This window comes from Kribbella sp. NBC_01245 (assembly GCF_036226525.1).
Classification (GTDB): Bacteria; Actinomycetota; Actinomycetes; order Propionibacteriales; family Kribbellaceae; genus Kribbella.
The window spans coordinates 4,148,427-4,170,677 of the sequence record NZ_CP108487.1 but is presented as its reverse complement, the minus strand read 5'-3'; the positions used below and the strand labels follow the sequence as shown (position 1 = coordinate 4,170,677).

Below are 22,251 nucleotides of genomic sequence, written 5' to 3'. Positions count from 1 at the left end.
CGACGTAACAACGAGATGACTGCTCGGAAACACCCCGGTCATAGCTTCCTGAGCTAATCAAGGACGACGCCCGCCCGGCGTGGAGACGATCGGAGAAGCCATGACGCTCGAGACACAGCCCGAAGGTGTCGCGCTGCGTGAGCAGCACGGCACTGTCGGTACCGTGGAAGCGCCCCGGCGCGGACGCTGGATCGACGCGTGGGACCCCGAGGACCCCAAGTTCTGGGCGGAGAAGGGCCGTAAGGTCGCCCGCCGGAACCTGTGGCCCTCGATTTTCGCCGAGTTCCTGGGATTCTCGGTCTGGCAACTGTGGAGCATCGTCGTGGTCTCGCTGCCCGTCGCGGGCTTCGCGTACACCACGGACCAGATGTTCTGGCTGATCGCGCTGCCCAGCCTGGTCGGCGCCACCCTGCGACTGCCCTACACCTTCGCGGTGCCGAAGTTCGGCGGCCGGAACTGGACGCTCGTCTCGGCCCTGTTGCTGCTGATCCCGGCCAGCGGCCTGGCGTTCTTCGTCAGCCGTCCGGATACGCCGTTCTGGGTGATGGCCCTGGTGGCGGCGACCGCCGGTGTCGGTGGCGGCAACTTCGCCAGCAGCATGACCAACATCTCCTTCTTCTACCCGGAGAAGGACAAGGGCTTCGCGCTCGGTATCAACGCGGCCGGCGGCAACCTGGGCGTCGCGGTGGTCCAGCTACTGGTGCCGATCGTCATCGTCGCCGGTGCGGGCCTCTCGCTCGGCCGGGCCGGCCTGATGTGGATCCCGCTGATCGCGCTCGCGGCGATCCTGGCCTGGCGCCTGATGGACAACCTGTCCGCCGCCACCTCCTCGTTCACCGCCTCGGTCGCGGCCGCCAAGCGACTGCACACCTGGGTCATCTCGTTCCTCTACATCGGCACCTTCGGTTCGTTCATCGGCTTCTCGGCGGCCTTCCCGCTGCTGATCAAGACGACCTTCCCGGAGATCGCCGCGGTCAAGATCGCCTTCCTGGGCGCCCTGGTCGGTTCGGTCTCGCGCCCCCTCGGCGGCAAGCTGGCGGACAAGGTCGGCGGTGCGCTGGTCACGGTGGTCGCCTTCGTGGTGATGGGCCTCGGCATCCTGTCGGCCATCGGCGCGCTCGGAGCGGACAACTTCACCTGGTTCCTGATCAGCTTCCTGGTGCTGTTCGTCGCGAGTGGCGCCGGCAACGGGTCGACGTACCGGATGATCCCCGCGGTCTTCCGGCAGACCACCAAGGACATCGACGGTAGTCCCGAGCCCGCCCGGGCCCGGCGCGAGGCGGCGGCCTGCATCGGTATCGCTTCCGCGGTTGGCGCGTACGGCGGGTTCCTGGTGCCGCGTGGTTTCGCAATGTCGTCCGCGGAGTTCGGTTCGCTGGTACCGGCTCTCTACACCTTCTGCGGCTTCTACGTCGTCTGTCTGCTCGTCACGTACGTCTGCTACCTGCGCCGGGGCGGACCCCTCAGCCAGGAACGCGTATGACCACAGGTGTTGCCACGCACTGCCCGTACTGCGCTCTGCAGTGCGCCACCACCCTGCACCCGGCTACTCAGCCGGGTGCGGGGCCGGTGACTGTCGAGCCCCGGGACTTCCCGACGAACCGCGGCGGCCTCTGCCAGAAGGGCTGGACCGCCGCCGCCGTACTGGACGTCCCGGACCGCCTTACGACGCCGTTGATCCGCAAGGACGGCGTACTGACGCCGGCTAGCTGGTCTGAGGCGTTGGACTACGTCGCCGACCGCATCAAGGACCTGCAGGCGCAGCACGGCAATGACTCGATCGCCGTCTTCGGTGGTGGCGGTCTGACTAACGAGAAGGCTTATGCGCTCGGCAAGTTCGCCCGGGTGGCACTGCGGACTGCGAACGTCGACTACAACGGCCGGTTCTGCATGTCCTCGGCGGCGGCTGCGACCAACCGCGCCTTCGGTATTGACCGGGGCCTGCCGTTCCCGCTGGAAGACGTCGGTAATGCTCAGGCCGTTCTGCTCGTCGGTAGCAACCTGGCGGAGACCATGCCGCCAGCCGTCGCTCACCTGGCCAATGCGCAACAGCAGGGCGGTGTGGTTGTCGTAGACCCGCGCCGTACGCCGACCGCGCAACTGGCCGACGTACATCTTCAAGCCACTCCGGGCACGGACCTCGCGCTCGTACTGGCTCTGACGCACGTGGTGCTTCAGGAAGGCCTCGCGGACCAGGAGTACTTGCAGGAACGTACGGACGACCCGGACGGCCTGCACCGCTCCACGGCCGGGTGGTGGCCGGAGAGGGCTGAGCGCGTTACCGGCGTACCGGCCGCGCAGATCCGGCAGGCGGCGCGTCTGCTGGCCAAGGCGGCTCCTGCCAACGGCGGCGCGGGCTGTTTCATCATGACCGGCCGTGGTGCCGAGCAGCACAGCAAGGGCACGGACACGGTCACGGCCTGCATCAACCTCGCACTGGCTCTCGGACTGCCTGGCCGTGCCAATAGCGGCTATGGCTGCATCACGGGCCAAGGGAACGGCCAGGGCGGTCGCGAACACGGTCAGAAGGCAGACCAACTTCCCGGCTACCGCAAGATCGACGACCCGGCTGCACGCGAGTACGTCGCCAAGGTGTGGGGCGTAGACGCGGCAGACCTACCAGGCCCGGGTAAGAGCGCAGTGGAACTCATCGACGCCCTAGGCACTCCTGGCGGTCCGAAGGCTCTCTTGGTACACGGCAGCAACCTGGTCGTCTCTGCGCCACGGCTAGCGGGCGTGCGCGACAGACTGGCCAGTCTCGACCTTCTGGTGGTGGCCGATGTCGTGCCGTCCGAGACAGCCCTACTTGCCGACGTGGTCTTCCCGGTCACCCAGTGGGCCGAGGAAGAGGGGACGATGACCACCCTCGAAGGCCGAGTCGTACGACGCCGCCAGGCCCTTGCGGCTCCGGGGGATGCCCGCAGCGACCTGGCCCTCTTCGCCGGATTGGCCGAGCGCCTCGCCAGCAAGGGCACGTTCACCACCGACCCCGCGGAGGTGTTCGAGGAGTTGCGCGAGGCCAGCAAGGGCGGCATCGCCGACTACTCGGGCATCACCTGGGAGCGACTGGACGCGGGCGAGGCGTTGTTCTGGCCGGTCCCGGCCGAGGACCACCCCGGTACGCCGAGGTTGTTCGCGGACGGCTTCCCGACCAAGGACGGCAAGGCCAAGATCGTGCTGGTCGACCACCGAGCCGTGGCGGACGATCTGCGCGACGACGCACCGCTCTACCTCGTCACCGGCCGCGTATTGCAGCACTACCAGAGTGGCGCGCAGACCCGCAGAGTCGCGGAGTTGCTGAAGGCGGAGCCTGACGTCTTCGCCGAGTTGCACCCGCGCGTAGCGGCCCGCCTGGGCGTCTCTGACGGCGGCGAGGTGGAGTTGCGAACAGCGAGAGGGTCGATGCGGTTGGCGGCCCGCGTGAGCACTGACGTACGGCCGGACACGGTGTTCGTGCCGTTCCACTACGGCGGTGCCGGCGCGGTCAACGAGCTGACCAACGACGCGCTCGACCCGGTCTCGCGGATGCCCGAGTTCAAGGTCTGCGCGGTCGAGGTACTGGCCGTCGCGAGCGTCCGGGAGGTGTCGGCATGACCAAGATCATCGTCATCGGCGCCGGTATGGCGGGCACACGTTTCGCCGAGCAGCTGCCGCCCCAGTTCGACGTCCAGGTCCTCGGCGACGAGGCACCGTACAACCGGACCAGGCTCAGCGAGTACGTCGCCGGTCGCGCCGCCGCGCCTGCTACCAAAGCGGGAACGGCGGTCGTACGGATCGACCGCGCCAAGCAGTTCGTTGTCGACGGCAACGGCCGACGCTGGGACTACGACCACCTGGTCTTCGCCACCGGCGCCGCCCCCGTCATCCCGGCCGAGCTCGGCGCATTGCCCGAGCGCTGCCACGTGCTCCGGTCGGCCGATGACGCCCGCGCGATCGTCGCCGACGCCGAGGGAGTACGACGCGCGGTGGTGCTCGGCGGTGGCGTACTCGGCGTCGAAATGGCCTGCGCCTTACGCGATCGCGGTGTCGCCACTACCGTCGTACATGACGGTGAAGCCCTGCTGGAGAAGACGATCGGCCTCACCGCCGGCCGTCGCGTGACCCGGGCCGTCCGCGGTCTCGGCATCGAGGTGATGCTGAACGCCGAGGCAGGCCCGCTCGAGACTCGCGACGGCCGATTCCGGGCGATCCACCTCAACCGCGCGCGGTTGGTCTACGGCGAGTTGTTGGTAGTTGCCTGCGGCACCAACCCGCGCACCGAACTCGCCCGGGCCGCAGGCATCAAAACGGGACCGACTGGCGGCATCGTGGTCGGCGACGACCTGACCACGAACGACCCGAGGATCCACGCCATCGGGGATTGCGCCGAGGTCAACGGCGTTGTCACCGGCACGGTCGAACCAGCCTGGGAACAGGCCGACGCGTTGGCGGAAAGCCTTATAAACCAAGGCACCTACGAGGCACGGCCAGAGGTCATCCGCCTCACCGCGGGTGGTCTGGACGTGCTCGCGATCGGCAGCACGAGCGAACTCGGCGAGGTCGTCCAGCTCGACGACGGCGAGCGCTACGTCCGCGCGGTGCTGACCGACGGGATCGTCCGGTCCGCGGTGAGCATCGGCGCACCCGACGTCGCCGCCGAGCTGGTGCTACTCGCCGATCGGCACACCCAGGTGGACGGGGCCACGCTCCTCAAGTCCGACGAGCCCCAGACGACCACCAAGGACAGCACGGTCTGCCGCTGCAACGGAGTCACCCGCAGCGTCATTCGGCAGGCGTGGGAAGGCGGTGCCGACAGCGTTGCCGGCATCGCGAAGGAGACCAGAGCGACCACGGGTTGCGGCAGCTGTGTCGGTGCTGTCGGCAACCTTCTCGACCGGCTCCGGCAAGGCGAGACCGAACCAGTTCCGGCCAGGAAGGCAACCATGACCGAACTCGAGCAGGCCAAACATGTAGTGGTGGTCGGTGGCGGCATGGTCGCGCACCGGCTCGTAGAGGCACTGCGCTCCCGCGACGACAAGATCGCCTGGCGGATCTCGGTCTTCGCAGAGGAGCCGCGGTTGCCGTACGACCGAGTGGCGCTGACCAGCTACTTCTCCGGACGCGATCCCCAGGACCTGGCCCTGGGCGAAGCGGAGTTGTGGGACGACCCGGCCGTGACCCTGCGCAAGGGCGTCGGCGTCACCGCGATCGACCCGACGGCCAAGACCGTCGAGACGACCCGCGGCGAGGTCGTGGCGTACGACGAACTGGTGCTCGCGACCGGTTCGAGCGCGTTCGTACCGCCGGTCAAGAACAGCGACGCGCAAGGCTGTTTCGTCTACCGCACCATCGACGACGTCGCCGCGCTGCGCACGTACGTCGAACGCCTGAAGGAAGAGCGTGACGGAGCTGTCACCGGCGTCGTCGTCGGCGGTGGTCTGCTCGGTCTGGAGGCCGCGGGCGCACTCCGGGCCCTCGGCGCCACAACGACCGTGGTCGAGTTCGCCCCACGGCTGATGCCGTTGCAGGTCGACGAGGGCGGCGGCAGCGCGCTGGCCCGGCTGATCCGTGGTCTCGACGTGGATGTGATGACGGCCAGCCAGACCACCAAGGTCCGCACCAACTCGCAGGGCGCGGCGAAGGCGATGTCGATTGCCGACGGCAACGATGTTCCCGCGGACGTGGTGGTGTTCGCGACCGGCGTACGCCCGCGCGACGAGCTCGCCCGGAACGCGGGCCTGCAGATCGGTGAACGCGGTGGTGTCGTGGTCGACGCCAGTTGCCAGACGTCGACGCCGGGCATTTGGGCGATCGGCGAGGTGGCCTGCATCGAGGGCCGAGTGTGGGGTTTGGTCGCACCCGGTTATGCGATGGCCGAGATCGTCGCCGACCGGCTGCTCGGTGGTGCCGCGACGTTCCCGGGCGCCGATTCGTCCACCAAGTTGAAGCTTCTCGGTGTGGATGTGGCGAGCTTCGGCGATGCCTTCGGTACGACGGAGGGCGCGCTCGACATCGTGTACGCCGACCCGGTCGCCGGGGTGTACAAGAAGCTCGTGCTCTCGGACGACGCGCGCACGCTGCTCGGCGGCATCCTCGTCGGCGACGCCTCGGCGTACGCGGCACTCCGGCCGATGGTCGGACGTCCGCTCGGCGCGGACCCCGCGTCGTACCTGCTGCCTGAAGGCGCACAACCGGCACAGGGCGATCTACCGGACGACGCGGTGGTGTGCTCCTGCAATAACGTTGCTGCAGGCACCATTCGTTGCGCGGTTCGGGATGAGGGCTGCGACAACATCAGCTCGCTGTGCGGCAAGACCAAGGCCGGCACGAGCTGCGGGTCCTGCCTGCCGCTGGTGAAGAACCTGCTGAACACCGAACTCGCCGCCGCGGGTGTCGAGGTCAGCAAGGCCTTGTGCGAGCACTTCGAGCTGTCCCGGGCCGAGCTGTTCGACGTCGTCCGCGTCACCGGGCTGCGGACCTTCAGCGAGATCGTCAGCCGCCACGGCAAGGGTCGTGGTTGCGATATCTGCAAGCCGGTCGTCGGGTCGATCCTGGCCAGCCTCGACCCGGGCAGCCACGTGCTCGACGGCGAACGCGCCACCCTGCAGGACACGAACGACTTCGTGATGGCCAACCTGCAGAAGGACGGTACGTACTCGGTGGTGCCGCGCGTCCCGGCCGGCGAGATCACGCCCGAGGGCCTGATCACGATCGGCGAGGTGGCTCGCGACTTCGGGCTCTACACGAAGATCACCGGTGGTCAGCGGATCGACCTGTTCGGCGCGCGGATCGAGCAGTTGCCGGCGATCTGGGCCCGGCTGGTCGACGCCGGTTTCGAGTCGGGGCACGCGTACGGCAAGGCGCTGCGCACGGTGAAGTCCTGCGTCGGATCCACCTGGTGCCGGTACGGCGTACAGGACTCCGTGGCGATGGCCATCGCGCTCGAGCTGCGGTATCGCGGGCTGCGGTCGCCGCACAAGCTCAAGCTCGGCGTATCCGGGTGTGCCCGTGAGTGTGCGGAGGCGCGTGGCAAGGACGTCGGCGTCATCGCGACGGAGAACGGCTGGAACCTGTACGTCGGTGGCAATGGTGGGATGACGCCGCGGCACGCGCAGTTGCTCGCGTCCGACCTCAACGACGAGCAGTTGCTGCAGGCAATCGACCGATTCCTCATGTATTACGTGCGAACCGGCGATCGGCTGCAGCGCACCGCCACCTGGATCACCTCGATCGAAGGCGGTCTCGACCACGTCCGCGAGGTGGTGCTCGAGGACAGCCTCGGCATCGCGGCCGACCTGGACAAGGCGATGGCGGAGCACGTCGACTCCTACGCGGACGAATGGCGCGCGACGCTGGACGATCCCGAGAAGTTGTCGCGTTTCGTCTCCTTCGTCAACGCTCCCGACCAGCCGGACGCCGATCTCCGGTACGTGGTGGAGCGCAATCAGCCCCGGCCGGCCACCCCGGCCGAGAAGGAACTGACCGGGCCGGTACTGCTGGCCGGGCCGAGACTGGAGATTCGCCGATGAGTGTTCCGATCATGACCGCCACCACCATCTGCGCGTACGAGGCGTTGTTCCCCGAGCGGGGCGTCGCGGCCCTGTTGGGGGACCGGCAGATCGCGTTGTTCCGCACGCACGACGGTGCGGTCTACGCGCTGGACAACCAGGATCCCTTCAGCGGTGCCAACGTGCTGTCGCGCGGCATCGTCGGCAGCCGCGGCGAGATCCCGACCGTGGCCTCGCCGATGTACAAGCAGGTGTTCGACCTGCGGACCGGGCAGTGCCTGGACGATCCCGAGGTCAGCGTCGCTACTTACCCGGTGTCCGTCGTAGACGGCCTGGTGGTTGTGGGGCATGGCGTGGTGGGGTATGGCGACAACTAAGCCGGGGCCGCTTAGCGGCTGCACTCTGGTCGTCACGGCGCACCGGCGCGCCGACGACCTGATCGCCTCGTTCGAGCGGCGCGGCGCGAAGGTAATGCACGCGCCGACGCTGCAGATCGTGCCGATCGAGGAGGACTCGGCCCTGGTCGAGGCGACCCGGCGAGTGATCGCCAACCCGCCGCACGATGTCGTCGTCACCACCGCGGTCGGCTTCCGCGGCTGGGTCGAGGCGGCCGATACCGTCGGGCTCGCGGCGGACCTGCTCGGCACGCTCGAGCAGACCCGGATCCTGGCCCGCGGCCCGAAGGCCCGGGGCGCGATCCGGGCGGCCGGGCTGGTCGAGCACTGGTCCGCGAAGTCCGAGACCACGGCCGAGGTGGTCGAGTGGCTGCAGACCGAAGGCGTGGACGGCCGCAAGATCGTCGTACAACTGCATGGCATGTCCGATCCCGGTTCGCTGGAGGCGCTGCGCTCGGCCGGCGCCTCCGTCCGCGGGATCGAGGTGTACCGCTGGGGGCCCGCGCCCGACGAGGCCGTGGTGGAGAAGGCGATCGGCCAGATCTGTGCGGGTGCGGTCGACGCGCTCGTGCACACCTCGGCGCCGGGCGCGCAGGCGTTGCTGGACACCGCGGCACTGAACGGGCAGTACGACGAGTTGGTGGCCGCGCTGCGAACCGGTCGGGTGATGAACGCCTGCGTCGGACCGATCACCGCGCTGCCGTTCCGCGCCATCGGCCTCGACCCGGTGGTGCCGGACCGGTTTCGCCTCGGCGCGCTGATCCGGATCGTCACCGACAAGCTGATCGACGACAACGCCCGGTCGATCGAGACGGAACTCGGCTCGCTGGTGATCCGTGGTGGCGCCGCCGTACTCGATGGCACGGTCTTGCCGCTCGGCCCGGGCCCACGCGCCGTACTCGCCGCCCTGGTGGCCGCGGGTGGTGACGTGGTGTCGCGTCCCGCGTTGCTCTCGGTACTACCGGGGGCCGAGGACGTCCACGCCGTCGAGGTGACCGTCAACCGATTGCGCACCGCGATCGGCAAACCCGAACTTGTTCGTACGGTCGTGCGCCGGGGGTACCGGCTGGCCGTGGCTGGAGGTGCCGGATGACCGATCTCGTTGCTGTCGCGCATGGTACGGCGGACCCGCGAGGGATCGCTGCGGTCCGGTCGTTGGTACGGGAAATGGCCTCGCTGCGGCCGGAACTGCCAATGTCGTTGGGATACGTCGATGTGCAGGAGCCGGCGCTGCCCGGGTTGGTCTCGCGGGTTGTTGCCGATAGCAAGCAAACCGTGTTGGTGCCGTTGTTGCTGAGCAGTGGGTATCACGTGGGCGTGGACATCGGTCGCGAGGTCGTACGTCGTTCCGGCCAGGTCGTCGCGGCACCCGCGCTCGGCCCGTCGCCCGTGTTGGCCGACGTACTGGTCGATCGGTTGGGCGACCTTCGTGGGATCGACTCGGTCGTGCTCGCGGCCGCTGGTTCGTCGGATCGCGCGGCCTTGCTCGATTGCTCCGCGACTGCTGCGTTGTTGGGCGAGCGCCTCGGGCGTTCCGTCGAGGTCGGCTACATCTCCGGCGCGGGCGAACGCCTCGGCCCGGTCATCGCCCGTACGCCCGGCCGGGTGGCCGTCGCGACGTACCTCCTCGCCCCCGGCTTCTTCGCCGACCGCGCCCGCCACATCTCGTTGAAGGCAGGCGCCGTCCGCTGCTCGGCCCCCCTCGGCGCCGACACCCGAATCGCCGCCCTCGCCTTGCAACGCTACGACCACGCCCGCCGTTCGCTATTGGTCCCGTCTGCATAGGCGGACCGCCAGGTCCACATGAAGGTGTCTTTTCGGGCTGTTTGGCCGCTTTCGGGTCGTCGTGTGGTGCTGGCGATCCGCCTCCTACGGCAGGCATATCGGACAACGTGCGGTCGGCGACTCCGGCGACCGTGGTGCTGTAGGCCGAGAGGAGTCCGAACTGGTCCAGGGCTATGCCCGGCGGTTGGCGTTGGGCCAGGGGCCGGGGGGAGGGGCGTCGGCGTCGGGGCGTTCTTCGGTGGTCGTGCGGTACGGGCGTAGGCCGCGGGCCTGGTAGTTGGCGAGGGCGTGGGGGCCGTCGAGGGTGTTGGTATGCAGCCAGACGCGTTTGACCGGCTTGAAGTCCGGGTGGCGCTCGGGCAATGTCCAGGCGTGTTGGAGGGTTGTGGCGAGGAGGTGGCCGCCGATACCCCGGCCGATGAACGCGGGTAGGAGGCCGAAGTTCTCGATCTCCACCTCGGTGCCCTCGCGGCCGGTGAACGCCGTGTAGCCGGCCGGCGTACCGCGCACCCACGCGACCCACGCCTCGAAGCCGGGTTGCGTCAGCCACTCCATCCACTGGTCCCAGTCCCAGGCGAGTTTCCCCCGCCAATGCCAGTCGCCACCGACGGCGGAGTAGAGGAACCGGTGGAACTCCGGCGACGGCACCTCGGCTCGCCGTACCTCCACTGGTTCGGCGGGGGCGCGGGCGGGGATCAGGTCATCGGGGCTGGTCTGTTCGAGATAGGTGATCGTCGATTGCACAACGCCTATCCGATCACATCAGGCGGCATCCAGCGCTGGGCCGAGATGGGCTTCCTCGTAGTCGAAATGCGCTTCCAGTTGGTCCGATAGCCGGGCGAGTTCGTCCCGCAACCTCGCGTCATCGCCCTTGCCGTCGCTGTTGCCGTCGCTGTTGCCTAGTTGGCCGACCAGATCGGCGATCTGGTCGTTGAGCTCGGCCACGATCTCGTGCTCGCGGCGAAGACGGTCGGCTGCCGGGCCGAGGTTGAGCTGGTCGAAGACGCTGTCCTCGCGCGTGTGGTGTGCTCGCAGCGAACCGCAGAAGGCCAGGCAATGCGTGCGCAGATCGTCGACCAACTGCGGCAGCTCGACCGACTTGGTCTGCCCGCTCAGGTAGTCGTCGACGCTCGCTCGGAGCGACGCCAGGTTGTCCCGAAGGCCTTGGTGAATGGCCTTGAGGTGAGCCGTCGCCGCACCCACGCGGGCCTCGATGCGGGTGAGTGCGATGACTGGGATGACGCGGTTGGTGGCGGCCTCGTACTCGCCGAAGCGTGGGTCGCGGGCGACCTGCTCGGCGAAGAGGCGATCACGCTCGGCGCTTTCCTGGATGGTGGCGCGGGCCTGGAACGTCTCGGCGCCCAGCTCGACCTGGACCTCGGGGTTGGCGCGGAGGTTGAAGTACCAGGCGGGATGCTCGTCGGCGCCTCGGTTGGACGCGTAGATGAGCAGACGGTCGTCGTCAGCGTGGTAGGCGGCAGGGGTGGTGTGGGGTCGACCCGAGCGGGCGCCGGTGGTGGTCAGCAGCAGCAGGCGCGCGCCCTCGAACATGCCGCTCAACCGGCCCTGGTTGGCCCGGAACTCCTCGATCAACTGCCGGTTGAAATCGCTCAACGTCGTCTCCCGATCGGTACTGTGAACCTGCGGCAAAGTAATAGCTTTGAGAGCAAAACTATTTTGGAGACAAAGATATGTCAAGCGGCTTGGGTGTGGACGACGGCATTCGGACCATGCTGCTGCTGATGCCGCGGCTGGTCGGCCGGATCAAACGCCTGCAGGTGCCGCCGGAGATCGCCGGCCTGCAGCTCGCGCCGCGCCACCTCTCGCTGTTCGCCTACCTGCAGTTCGACGGGCCGCTCGGCGTGAACGACCTGGCCGCCCGGCTCGAGGTCACCCCGGCCACGGTCAGCCTGATGGTGGGGGAGCTGACGCGTAAGGGCATCCTCGACCGCCAGGCCGATCCCGAAGACCGTCGCAAGGCCATCGTCACGATCGCCGAGGACCAACGCCCGGCCGTCGACGCCTGGCTCTCCCAAAGCGCCAAGGCCTGGCGGGCCGCCCTCGAACCCCTCACTCCGGCCCAACGGCAACTCTTCGTCGAAACCTTCAGCAGGTACGAACGCGAGATCTCGGAGTCCTAGTCGCGGAGGGCGTGGAGGTCGGCTTGGCAGCGGCGTTCTACCTCGGCCAGTTCGGCCAGGGTCTCGTCGATGTCGCGGCGTCTTTGCTCGAGCTCGGTGCGGCGTGACGTGATCTGGTCCAGTAGGTAGGCCAGTTGCCCCTTTTCGCCGGGCTCCGCGTCGTACATGTCCACGATCGTCGCGATCTCGTCCAGGCTGAAACCGAGGCGTTTGCCGCGCAGGATCAGGCCGAGCCGGACCCGGTCGCGCGGGTGGTAGACCCGGACCGTGCCGCGCCGTTCGGGCGTGAGCAGGCCCCGGTCCTCGTAGAACCGGATGGTGCGCAGCGTGACGTCGTACTCGGCCGCCAGTTCGGCGATCGACCAGGTCCGGCTGTCGGCACTCACCTGGATATTGTGCACGCCGCCAGCATGCTTTACGTTTACGTAAGCGTCAATCACCGGAGCCACTGGAGTCGGAATGTCTTTCGAGCTGTCCCCTGAGCACAACGAGTTCCGCGCCAGCGTGCGCGACTTCGCCCAGGCCGAGATCGCGCCGTACGCCGCCGAGTGGGACCGCAAGCACCACTTCCCGGTCGACGTGGTGCACAAGATGGGCGAGCTGGGCCTGTTCGGTCTGACCGCGCCCGAGGAGTACGGCGGCGCGGACGGCGACTTCACCAGCCTGTGCGTGGCGATCGAGGAGATCAGCCGGGTCGACCAGTCGATGGGCATCACGCTCGAGGCCGCCGTCGGGCTCGGCATCAACCCGATCCTGACGTACGGCACCGACGCGCAGAAGCAGGCGTGGCTGCCCGACCTGGTCGCGGGCAAGCGGCTCGCGGGCTTCGGTCTGACCGAGCCGGAATCCGGGTCCGACGCCGGCGCCACGAAGACCCGCGCCGTACTTGAGGGTGACGAGTGGGTCGTCAACGGCTCCAAGCAGTTCATCACCAACTCGGGTTCGTCGATCACCTCGGTGGTCACCGTCACCGCGCGCACCGGTGAGCGGGCTGACGGCAAGCCCGAGATCTCCACGATCATCGTCCCGAGTGGCACGCCCGGTTTCGTGGCCGAGGCGCCGTACGACAAGCTCGGCTGGCACGCCTCCGACACGCATCCGCTGAGCTTCACCGACTGCCGGGTGCCCTCGGCGAACCTGCTTGGCGAGCGCGGCAAGGGCTTCGGCCAGTTCCTCGCGACGCTGGACGACGGCCGCGTCGCGATCTCCGCGGTGGCGCTCGGCTGCATCAAGGCGTGCCTCGAGATGTCCGTGCAGTACGCCGGTGAGCGCAAGACCTTCGGGGTGCCGATCGGCGCCAAGCAGGGTGTGGCGTTCCAGATCGCGGACCTGCAGGTGATGGCCCATGCGGCCGAGATGCTGACGTACAAGGCCGCCGCGCTGAAGGACAAGGGCGCGCCGATCAAGGAGTTCAAGCAGGCTGCCGCGGTCGCGAAGCTCTACAGCACCGAGGCCGCCGTCACCGCGACCCGGATCGCGACTCAGGTCTTCGGTGGCTACGGCTTCATGGAGGAATACCCGGTCACCCGCTTCTACCGCGACGCGAAGATCCTCGAGATCGGCGAGGGTACGTCAGAGGTGCAGCGGATGCTGATCGCGCGTGGTCTAGGCCTCCCCGTCGAATGAGACGCGGTCCGTTGAGTGAGCGTGTGAGGATGCAGGCATGAGCCGGGATCACTGGACAGAGTTCAAGGTCGCGCGCGAGGCGACGATCGCTCCGCCTGAGAAGGCGGCGGCCAAACTCGCTTCGCAGAACAAGTTGTACGTCCGCGACCGGATCGCACTGTTGCTCGACGAGGGTTCGTTCGTCGAAGACGCGCAGCTGGCCAACGCGCTGAACCCGGGTCTCCCGGCTGACGGCGTGGTCACCGGCCGCGGGCTGGTCGATGGACGGCCGGCGCTCGTCGTCGCGAACGACCCGACCGTGAAGGCCGGTTCGTGGGGCGCGCGTACGGTCGAGAAGATCGTCCGGATGACCGAGGTGGCGATCCGCGACGAGCTGCCGATCTTCTGGTTGATCGACTCGGCGGGTGCGCGCATCACCGACCAGGTGGACCTGTTCCCGGGGCGTCGTGGCGCCGGCCGGATCTTCCACAACCAGGTCGCGCTCTCGGGCAAGGTGCCGCAGATCTGCTGCCTGTTCGGGCCGTCCGCCGCTGGTGGCGCATACATCCCGGCCTTTTGCGATCTCGTCATCATGGTCGACGGCAACGCCTCGATGTACCTGGGTTCGCCGCGAATGGCCGAGATGGTCGTCGGGGAGAAGGTCACGCTCGAGGAAATGGGCGGCGCTCGGATGCACACCAGCGTCTCGGGATGTGGTGACCTGCTCGCGTCCGACGACGCCGAGGCGATCGACCTGGCCAAGCAGTACTTCTCGTACCTCCCGGGCTCCTGGCAGTCCAGCCCTCCGTCGTACGACGCGGGGGAGGCGGGCCGTGCGTTCACGCGTGACCTGGTGCCGGCCGAGGAGAGCATCGGGTTCGACATCCACGACGTGATCGACGCCATCGCGGACGCGGACTCGTTCTTCGAGGTCAAGCCGTCGTACGCGGCGGAGCTGGTGACCGGCTTCGGTCTGCTGGCGGGGCAGGTCGTCGGGTTCGTGGCGAATCAGCCCGCGGTCAAGGGTGGCGTGTTGTTCGTCGACTCGGCGGATAAGGCGGCGCGGTTCATTTGGTTGTGCGACGCGTTCAACGTTCCGTTGATCTACTTGTGCGATGTGCCGGGGTTCATGATCGGGTCCGAGGTTGAGCGGGCTGGAATTATCCGGCATGGCGCGAAAATGATCACCGCTGTTTCTGAGGCGACTGTGCCGACGGTTTCGGTGATCGTGCGAAAGGCTTATGGGGCAGGGCTTTACGCGATGTGCGGTCCGGGTTTTTCGCCCGACGCGTGTATCGCGTTGCCGACGGCGAAGATCGCGGTAATGGGTCCGGAGGCGGCGATCAATGCCGTTTACTACAACAAGATCCAGGAAATCTCGGACGAGACCGAGCGGGTCGAGTACGTGTCGAAACTGCGCGAGGAATACGAAACCGACATCGACATCCTCCGCCTCGCCGCCGACCTCGTCATCGACGCCATCGTCGAACCGGAACACCTCCGCGAAGACCTGATCGCCCGCCTAGCCGCCGCCCAAACCAAGTCCCGCCACTTCTCCAACCGCCGCCACGGCGTCCCCCCGGTCTAACCGACGCCAACACTCGCAGACGCTCGCAATCCGAATCACCTCACACCACGCCAACGCTTGCAGACGCCCGCGGTCCGAATCACCTCGCACCACGCCAACGCTTGCAGACGCCCGCGATCCGAATCACCTCGCACCACGCCAACGCTTGCAGACGCCCGCGATCCGAACAGCCCAAGCCCTGCGTCGATTTGTCTGGATGCGACCGCTGGACAGGCGAGCGCAATTCCGACAGCTCCGCGCGGTCGCATCCTGGCAAACCGACGCTGTCGTCCGCCACGCATCCCTTACCTCGGAGCCCGTACGACGGAACAAGCGCCCGGCCTGACGCTATTCGTGGACCGGGATTAGCGTCGGTTTGCCAGGATGCGACCGCACGGAGCCATCCCGATCACGGCCCGCCTCCTAGCGGTCGCATCCAGGCAAATCGACGCAGGGCTTGAGCTGTTCGGATCGCGGGCGTCTGCAAGTGTTGGCGTCGGGCGGTCGTGCCGGGTTGCCGGTAGTGGCGTGGTTAGAGGACGCCGGCGAAGGGGTCTTCTAGGGAGTGCCAGTCGAGGGTGGTTAGTTCGGCTTCGGTGAGGAGGCAGGCGTCTAGAACGGCCTGGAGGCGTAAGGGGTCTAGGCCTACGCCGGTGGCGACCAAGGTGCATTCGGCTAGGTGTTCGGTGTCGGACCATTCGCCGAGGGCGCCTAGGGAGGCGCTGAAGCCGGCGGATTCCCAGCGGACGCGTTGAGTTGGGCGGTTGGCCAGCCAGACGACTCCGCGACTGCGTACGACCCCTTCGACGATGTCCTCGAGGGCGTCGTTCAGGCGCGCGGGGTGGAACGGCCGGGTGGACCGCCATAACACCGTGGTGACGCCGGCCTCGCTCGGCTGGAGGCGGCCGGCTTCGGCGAGTTCGCCTGCCCAGGCCTCGGCGGCTTCGATGTCGAAGGCGCCGGTTTGGGAGACGGGGCCGGACGGTACGCCGCTGGGGTCCGCCGGGATGACCGTCGTACGCGGGTTGAGGTGGCGGAGCAGGTTGTGCAGGCGCTCGGGCGCGTTGGCGCGATGGGCGTTGGCCAGCACGCAGATGTCGGCGTACTCCACCTGGCGGGCGGTCAACTCGGCCACGTTGCGGCGGTCGGGCGCGCCGAGGGCCAGGCCGCGCTCGTCGAGGAGCTCGTCGCCGGAGAGTTGCTCGACCAGCAGTACGGCGTCGACCACGCAGGTGACGGTGTCGACCTTGATCTCGGCCGGCATCGCGGCGACCAGGGTGGTGGCGAGCGGACGGGCCTCCATCGCGGGCGGCGCCGCGAGCACCAGGTGCTCCCAGTGACCGCGACTGACCAGAGTGTCGAGCAGCGGCAGTAGCGACTCGATCAGCTGGCAGGCGCCGCAGTCCTCGCCGACGGCGAACTCGCCCGAATCGAGCAACACTGAGTCCGGCGCGGGCCAATCATCGTCAGCCGCCCAGCCAGTCGGCCAGTCAGGCTCGGCCGACCAGGCGCCGGGCTCGCGGATGGACGCCGGATCGGCGCTCATCGGGGCGGCGGTGAGGAGGCGCCAGGTGAGCACGCCACGGGTGGAGAGTTCGTCCTGATCGACCACGATCGCGGCGGTCCCAGGCGTCAGCATCGCGGTCAGGACGGGCTCGCGCAGGGTCGTCGAGAGTCCGACGAGCAGGGTGAGCGGGGTTTGCTGGTGGGCGGCCATCTCCGCATTATATGAAAACCGTTTTCACTAGTCCAGCCCGTACCGGAACCGGATTTTCCGCGTGATTCCGGTCCAATCCCTTGACTTCCGGCGAATCGCGGAAACCACGTTCCGGTACGGCGGTCGCAGGCGGGCGAGGGGCGGCGGCAGGCGTGAGATCCAGGTGTCAACGGTTAAGCCTTCGCCGTGGCGGCGGGGCGGGGTTACCGTCGGCGGGAGACTGGAGCCGGGAGAGGTGATGACCGAACAGCCGCGGCATCCGAGTATCGGCGCGACGTCTGAGCCGGGTTCTGGCTCGATGTCCGGGCCGGGTTCTGGGCCGATAGACGGGCCGCGTTCTGGGCCGATCGACGGGCCGACGGATGGGCCGATCGGTGGGCTGGAGTTCGCTGCCGCGTTGCGGGCGGCGATCCGGGCTCGCGGGCTGGGGCTGGAGCGGATCAGGGATCACCTGCGGGCCCGAGGCGATTCGGTCAGCCTGGCCACGCTCAGCTACTGGCAGTCCGGTCGCAGTCGTCCCGAGCGCCGCGAGTCGTTGGTCGCGTTGGCGCAGCTCGAGCTGGTGCTGGAGGTGCCGCCCGGTTCGCTGTCCGGACTGCTCGGGCCGCCGCGGCGCAGGGGGCGTTGGCTGAGCCGGGTGCCGAGTGCGCCGGAGATCGCCGCGTTCTGGCCGAAGCCCGAGGCCGTCGACGAGGCCGTGAGTGCTGTCGACACCCGGTGGGACGAGCGGTTGACCCGGATCAGCCAGCACGACCAGGTCTTCATCAGCGCGGACGGCGGCGAACGGTCCTACCTCTCGCGGCAGGTCCTGCGTGCCGAGGCGGACGGGCCCGATCGCTGGGTCGTGATCATGCACCTGGACGAACACGACCGGCCGTTGCCGACGATCCGGCCGTTGCAGCACTGCCATCTCGGCCGGATCGTGCATCGGCCCGAAGCCGGTCTGCTGGTCGCGGAACTGCTCTTCGACCGGCCGCTGTTGCGCGGCGAAACCGTCATCACCGAACACGAGCTGGTCAATATCGCGCCTTATCCGCCGTCGACCAATTACGAACGCAAGTTCCGGCTGCCGGTCCGGGAATTCGCGCTCGAAGTGCATTTCGATCCGGCCGCCATTCCGGCCCGGTGTGAACGGTTCTCCCGGCTCGACGGTGACGACGAGATCGTCCAGCAGGTAACGGTCGACGCGTACTCGGTACACGGGGTGGCGTTGAATTTCGGACCCGGGCGGTACGGTTTCCGCTGGTCGTTCAGTGCTTAATTGTTAAAAGCTCCACTGCCTTATTGTCCGGCGAATTCGGGCCTACTGTCAGGGCACCCGAAACCCGGACAGTGAGGAGATTCCCGTGGCCCCCAGCACGAAAGTCGCCGGTGGTTCAGTGCTGGCAGCACTAGCCCTCTGCCTGCTCACCGGCGCCCCCGCCAACGCCCTTCCCGCCGGCGCGTACGGCTCGCAAGGCGCCTACTCCCAAGACGGTGCCGACGCGATCGATCGCGTGCACGGTGAGCCAAGACCGAACGGTGTGCAGGCGATTTCCGCCAAGATCCCCAGCGCGGCCGACCTGGCCGGACGCTGGGTGAACAACGATGGCCGCCTGGTCGTCGCGGTCACCAGCGCGCGGGCCGCCGCCCGCGTCCGCGCCGCTGGTGCCGTGCCTCAGCAAGTGGCCCGCTCGCAGGCCGACCTCGATCTCCTGCGCGCCAAGGTCGATCGTGCCGCCCGCGCGGACACCGGGAATCACTTGCAGAGTTGGGGAATCGACCCCGTCACCAACAGCGTGGTGGTGAAGACCCGCGACCCGAAGGCGTTCAAGTTCTCGGCGCCGGGCGTCCGGGTCGTCAAGGTCAGTACGTCGTTCAAGCAGCAAGCCGGCGACGTGAACCCGGGTGATCCGTGGTGGCCGGGCAGCGAGTCCAACTGCTCGGTCGGCTTCGGCGCGACCGATGCCCAGGGCAACAAGCACTTCCTGACCGCCGGTCACTGCACGAACGACGTGAACCAGGCGGCGTACGGCGAGAGCGGTCAGCGCAACAAGATCGGTACGTCGAACGTCGGCGGCAGCCGCAGCATCAACGCCCGCGAAGGCGACATGGGCGTGGTCGCGGTGACCGAAACCGGCTGGAACCTCAGCGCGAGCGTCAACACCTGGGGCCAGCCCGCCGTCACCGTCACGGGGGCGGCTGAGGCGATCGTCGGCGACTCGGTCTGCCACTCCGGTAACACCGCGCCGAACTTCGAATGCGGCAAGGTCAGGTCGGTCAACCAGAGCATCGACTACGGCAACGTCGTGATCGACGGTCTGACCACCACGGACGCCTGTTCGCAGGGTGGTGACTCCGGCGGTGCGTGGTTGCGTGGCAGTGAGGCCGTCGGTCTGCACTCCGGTGGCGAGAACAGCTGCACGGCCAACCAGGACAACTCGATCTTCCAGCCGGTCAAGGAAGCGCTGACCAAGTGGGGTCTGACGCTCTACACCGGTACGCCGGATCCGGGTGACGACGAGGCGCCGACCACGCCGGGCAACCCGCGTTCGACCGGTACGACGGCAGACAGCGTTTCGCTCGCCTGGGACGCCTCGGTCGACAACATCGGCGTGACCGGGTACGAGGTCTACAACGGCTCGACGCTTGCCACCACTGTTGCCGGTACGACGGCCACGGTGTCGGGTCTGACCGCGGACACGGCGTACTCGTTCACCATCCAGGCGAAGGATGCCGCAGGCAACAAGTCGAAGCCCACCGTGGCCGAGTCTGCGCGAACGCAGCCGGGTGATACCGGTGGCGGGCGGACGTTCGTCAACGGAAGTGACTATCCGATTCGGGATTATCAAGTAACGATCAGCAAGATCTCCTCTACCGCGACGGGTAAGCCGGCCAGCCCGTTCAAGGTCACCGTCGAGGGCAACCACACCTGCCTGGAGGACCTCAACATCAGCGTGGTGTCGCCCTCGGGCCGGTGGTACTACCTACAGCGCTACGGCGGCACCACCTGCCACCCGCTGCCCGCCAGCAAGACGTACTCCGTGACGCCGGCGACCACTGAGGCGGCCGCCGGCACGTGGACCCTGCGCATCGGCGACAACGGCCCAGGCGACACCGGCACCCTCACCGGTTGGTCCCTAACGCTCTGACCCCATCAGCCGGGCCGGGGCCTTTGGGCGCCCCGGCCCGGCACACCTGGCGGGACGCCCGGCCCGCAGACCTCGTGCCCGCCCCGGTCTTTCTTGACCACTCGTGAACAAGAAAGAGGACGGAGTGCCTCCAAGTGAAGGGAAACCCATGGCTAGAAGGCTTTTACGCGTCCTGCTCAGTCTCCTCATCGCAGTGCCGACAACAATGACCGCGTTGCCCGCGCAAGGTGTGAAGGGTGGGGAGCACACCACGCATGCGCAATTTCCGTGGTCGGTGGTGATCACTCGTCCCGGGACCTCCCTGCTGGCGTTGGCGACCGCGGCCGATACCGGCCTCAACGTGATCGGCACCAATACGACCCTGGTGACCAACGGAAAGACCGGTGCCGGAACGACCAGCGCGGACTACGACCCGGTGATCAAGAAGGTCGGCCTGATCGAGTCCGGCGATACGAACTGTGCCGGTCCGCAAGTCGGTTCCAAGATCACCAACTACGAGGCCCTGATCCGGCAACAACTGGGCGAAGACCTCGATCCGCCGGTCGATGGTGTGACCAAAGGCGGGTTCGAGACGGGTACGACCGACGGCTGGACGCCGGCCGGGACGTCGGCGACGGTCAACGCGGGTCAGCACGGCGGCGCGCACGCCGTACGGCTTGGAGCGGCGACTGCGACCAACGGCGAGTCGAAGGTGGCGCAGACGTTCACTGTGCCGAGTGGTTCGACCAGGTTGTCGTTCTGGTACAGCGTGAGTTGTCCCGACACCGTGACGTACGCCTGGGCGCGGGCGACGTTGAAGGACGAGACGAGCGGTACGACGAGTGCGGTGCTCGCGAAGACGTGCACGAATAGCCAAGGCTGGAAGGAGGTTACGGCCACGGTGGTGCCTGGACACCGATACACGTTGACGCATCATTCGTCGGAAACCGCCCTCTTCTCGCCGCTTACCTGAACTGGTCCGCTGAGTTGAAAGGGCGGTTTCCGACGAATGAATGCAAAAGAATCGAGGCGGTAAGGGGATGCCGGCCCTGCCCGGCATCCCCTTACCGGGTCAGGAGGAGGCCCGGGGCAGGAGGGGCCGGGTCAGGAGGGGCTGGTCCAGCCGGTGGGGACCTTGCCGAGGCGGACGCGTTGGGGGTGGTCGCCTACCGGGATCGAGGCGACCTTCTGGCCGGTGCGGAAGCTGATCGAGGTGACGCGATCGGAGCCGCTTTCCGATACCACGCAGGCCGAACCGTCACCGCTGACCGTTGCCCAGTACGGCTTGGAGACCGGCACCAGCGGTCCCTCGGCCAAGGTGGCGCGGTCGACGATGGTGGCGTAGTCGTCCATGGTCCCGGCGACGCAGAGCTTGGCGCCGTCGGGGCTCATCGACAGACCGTGGTGCCGCGAATCGTTCACCCACTTGGTGCGGTCCTCGGTGGTGTTCGGGTTCTTCGGCAACGTCTTGGCGCGGGTGATCTTGTCCGACGCCACGTCGTACTCCAGTAGTCCGTTGAAGAACGAGACCTGGAAGTAGAGCTTCGACTCGTCCGGCGTGAAGGCGACCGGGCGAACCGAGTCGGACAGGTCCTTGCGGCCGAAGGCGTCGAGGCGGGGGCGCATGTCGACCTCGCGCACCTTCTGGAACGTGGTGGTGTCGACGATGGTGATCTTGCGATCGCCCTTGGTCCAGTCCAGCCAGGGCTCGTCCGTGGCCGTGTTGACCTCACCGATCGAGCTGGTCCACAGGTAGCGGCCGCCGTTGGTGAAGGTGTTCTCGTGCGGTTTGTCGCCCGTGCCGTACGACCCGAGCTGCTGGCCGGTGCCGATATCGAGTACGTGCACGGTGTTGGACGTCGACGCGGACACCGCGACCCGTTGGCCGTCGGGGGAAACGGCCATGTGGTCGGAGCGATAACCCGACACCGGGAATCGCCAGTTGACCTGGCCGGTGGTCAGGCTGATCGACACCACGTCGGCGAAGCTCGGCCGGGAGACGACGACGGAGTCGCCCGCGGGGGTGGTGTACATGTCGTCGACGAACTGGTCATGGCCTTCGCCGACCGAGGCTCGGATACCGAGGAAGTAGGCCAGCCTGATCGGGTCGAGGTAGATCTCGTGCAGCCGTTGGGCCTTGTCCGGGATGAGGTTGATCCGGCCGATCTTGGTCAGGTCGGGTGTCGACGCGACCACGTCGGCGGTGCCCTCCCAGTTGTTGCCGACGAACAACACCGGTCGTACGCCGGCCTCCACGGAGGCGTGGGCGGTCGGCAGGGCGGTGGCTATCAAGGCGGCGGTCAGAATCAGAGCAGTACGCATGGCAGTTCTCCAAGCGCGAAGAAGCGGGGCGGTAGTGCCCTAGGTAACCAACCAGTAGCGTTGTGTCGCTAGGCCACGACCGCCAACATGACCGGGCTTCGTTGTGGCTCGACCACAACGAA

17 protein-coding genes are annotated in these 22,251 nt (G+C 67.7%); 12 read left to right on the top strand and 5 right to left on the bottom strand.

Annotation, left to right across the window (positions count from 1 at the left end):
* Positions 1–100: 100 nt before the first annotated feature.
* From OG394_RS18475 to OG394_RS18450, 6 genes are read left to right on the top strand one after another with little or no spacing between them, the layout of a single operon-like run.
* On the top strand, positions 101–1,483 hold the full coding sequence (locus OG394_RS18475; RefSeq protein WP_328996634.1) for an MFS transporter: 1,383 nt from the start codon (positions 101–103) through the stop codon (positions 1,481–1,483).
* The gene (locus tag OG394_RS18470; RefSeq protein ID WP_328996633.1) at positions 1,480–3,594 is read left to right on the top strand and encodes a molybdopterin oxidoreductase family protein; all 2,115 of its coding nucleotides are present in this window, start codon (positions 1,480–1,482) and stop codon (positions 3,592–3,594) included. The genes OG394_RS18475 and OG394_RS18470 overlap by 4 nt, the downstream gene beginning before the upstream one ends.
* Entirely contained in the window at positions 3,591–7,508 is a 3,918-nt protein-coding gene (nirB, locus tag OG394_RS18465; protein ID WP_328996632.1) for a nitrite reductase large subunit NirB, read from the top strand. Before OG394_RS18470 ends, nirB begins: the two co-directional genes overlap by 4 nt.
* Positions 7,505–7,864 (top strand): nitrite reductase small subunit NirD, encoded by a 360-nt coding sequence (gene nirD / locus OG394_RS18460; RefSeq protein ID WP_328996631.1) that lies wholly within the window; start codon positions 7,505–7,507, stop codon positions 7,862–7,864. The genes nirB and nirD overlap by 4 nt, the downstream gene beginning before the upstream one ends.
* Positions 7,851–8,975 (top strand): uroporphyrinogen-III synthase, encoded by a 1,125-nt coding sequence (locus OG394_RS18455; RefSeq protein WP_328996630.1) that lies wholly within the window; start codon positions 7,851–7,853, stop codon positions 8,973–8,975. The genes nirD and OG394_RS18455 overlap by 14 nt, the downstream gene beginning before the upstream one ends.
* Positions 8,972–9,667 carry a sirohydrochlorin chelatase gene (locus OG394_RS18450; RefSeq protein WP_328996629.1) on the top strand — a complete coding sequence of 232 codons (696 nt, stop codon included), beginning with the start codon at positions 8,972–8,974 and terminating at the stop codon, positions 9,665–9,667. Before OG394_RS18455 ends, OG394_RS18450 begins: the two co-directional genes overlap by 4 nt.
* A 171-nt stretch (positions 9,668–9,838) precedes the next feature.
* Here the strand turns inward: OG394_RS18450 and OG394_RS18445 are convergent, their stop codons facing one another.
* A complete protein-coding gene (locus OG394_RS18445; protein WP_328996628.1) occupies positions 9,839–10,411 on the bottom strand; it encodes a GNAT family N-acetyltransferase in 573 nt (190 codons plus the stop codon).
* Between the two features lie 18 nt (positions 10,412–10,429).
* Positions 10,430–11,281 (bottom strand): nitroreductase/quinone reductase family protein, encoded by an 852-nt coding sequence (locus OG394_RS18440; RefSeq protein ID WP_328996627.1) that lies wholly within the window; start codon positions 11,279–11,281, stop codon positions 10,430–10,432.
* A gap of 77 nt (positions 11,282–11,358) precedes the next feature.
* Between OG394_RS18440 and OG394_RS18435 the strand changes: the two genes are divergently transcribed.
* On the top strand, positions 11,359–11,808 hold the full coding sequence (locus tag OG394_RS18435; RefSeq protein WP_328996626.1) for a MarR family winged helix-turn-helix transcriptional regulator: 450 nt from the start codon (positions 11,359–11,361) through the stop codon (positions 11,806–11,808).
* On the opposite strand, the gene OG394_RS18430 is transcribed toward OG394_RS18435, so the two are convergent.
* A complete protein-coding gene (locus OG394_RS18430) occupies positions 11,805–12,194 on the bottom strand; it encodes a MerR family transcriptional regulator (protein ID WP_328996625.1) in 390 nt (129 codons plus the stop codon). The two genes, OG394_RS18435 and OG394_RS18430, sit on opposite strands and share 4 nt — an antisense overlap.
* 73 nt (positions 12,195–12,267) lie before the next feature.
* On the opposite strand from OG394_RS18430, the gene OG394_RS18425 reads away from it, so the two are divergent.
* Together OG394_RS18425 and OG394_RS18420 are read left to right on the top strand one after the other, a co-directional pair.
* Positions 12,268–13,434, top strand: a complete 1,167-nt coding sequence (locus tag OG394_RS18425; protein ID WP_328996624.1) for an acyl-CoA dehydrogenase family protein — start codon at positions 12,268–12,270, stop codon at positions 13,432–13,434.
* A gap of 37 nt (positions 13,435–13,471) precedes the next feature.
* Positions 13,472–15,001 (top strand): acyl-CoA carboxylase subunit beta, encoded by a 1,530-nt coding sequence (locus OG394_RS18420; RefSeq protein WP_328996623.1) that lies wholly within the window; start codon positions 13,472–13,474, stop codon positions 14,999–15,001.
* A 511-nt stretch (positions 15,002–15,512) separates the two neighbouring features.
* On the opposite strand, the gene OG394_RS18415 is transcribed toward OG394_RS18420, so the two are convergent.
* Entirely contained in the window at positions 15,513–16,697 is a 1,185-nt protein-coding gene (locus tag OG394_RS18415; RefSeq protein ID WP_328996622.1) for a CobW family GTP-binding protein, read from the bottom strand.
* A gap of 238 nt (positions 16,698–16,935) precedes the next feature.
* Here OG394_RS18415 and OG394_RS18410 point away from each other — a divergent pair, with 238 nt between their 5' ends.
* From OG394_RS18410 to OG394_RS18400, 3 genes are all read left to right on the top strand, one after another.
* The gene (locus tag OG394_RS18410; protein WP_328996621.1) at positions 16,936–17,958 is read left to right on the top strand and encodes an XRE family transcriptional regulator; all 1,023 of its coding nucleotides are present in this window, start codon (positions 16,936–16,938) and stop codon (positions 17,956–17,958) included.
* An 85-nt stretch (positions 17,959–18,043) separates the two neighbouring features.
* The gene (locus tag OG394_RS18405) at positions 18,044–19,828 is read left to right on the top strand and encodes a proprotein convertase P-domain-containing protein (RefSeq protein ID WP_328996620.1); all 1,785 of its coding nucleotides are present in this window, start codon (positions 18,044–18,046) and stop codon (positions 19,826–19,828) included.
* A gap of 148 nt (positions 19,829–19,976) precedes the next feature.
* A complete protein-coding gene (locus tag OG394_RS18400) occupies positions 19,977–20,780 on the top strand; it encodes a carbohydrate binding domain-containing protein (RefSeq protein WP_328996619.1) in 804 nt (267 codons plus the stop codon).
* Positions 20,781–20,911: 131 nt separating this feature from the next.
* Here OG394_RS18400 and OG394_RS18395 read toward each other — a convergent pair whose 3' ends face one another.
* Complete coding sequence (locus OG394_RS18395; protein WP_328996618.1) at positions 20,912–22,129, bottom strand: YncE family protein; 1,218 nt, start codon at positions 22,127–22,129, stop codon at positions 20,912–20,914.
* Positions 22,130–22,251 lie beyond the last annotated feature (122 nt).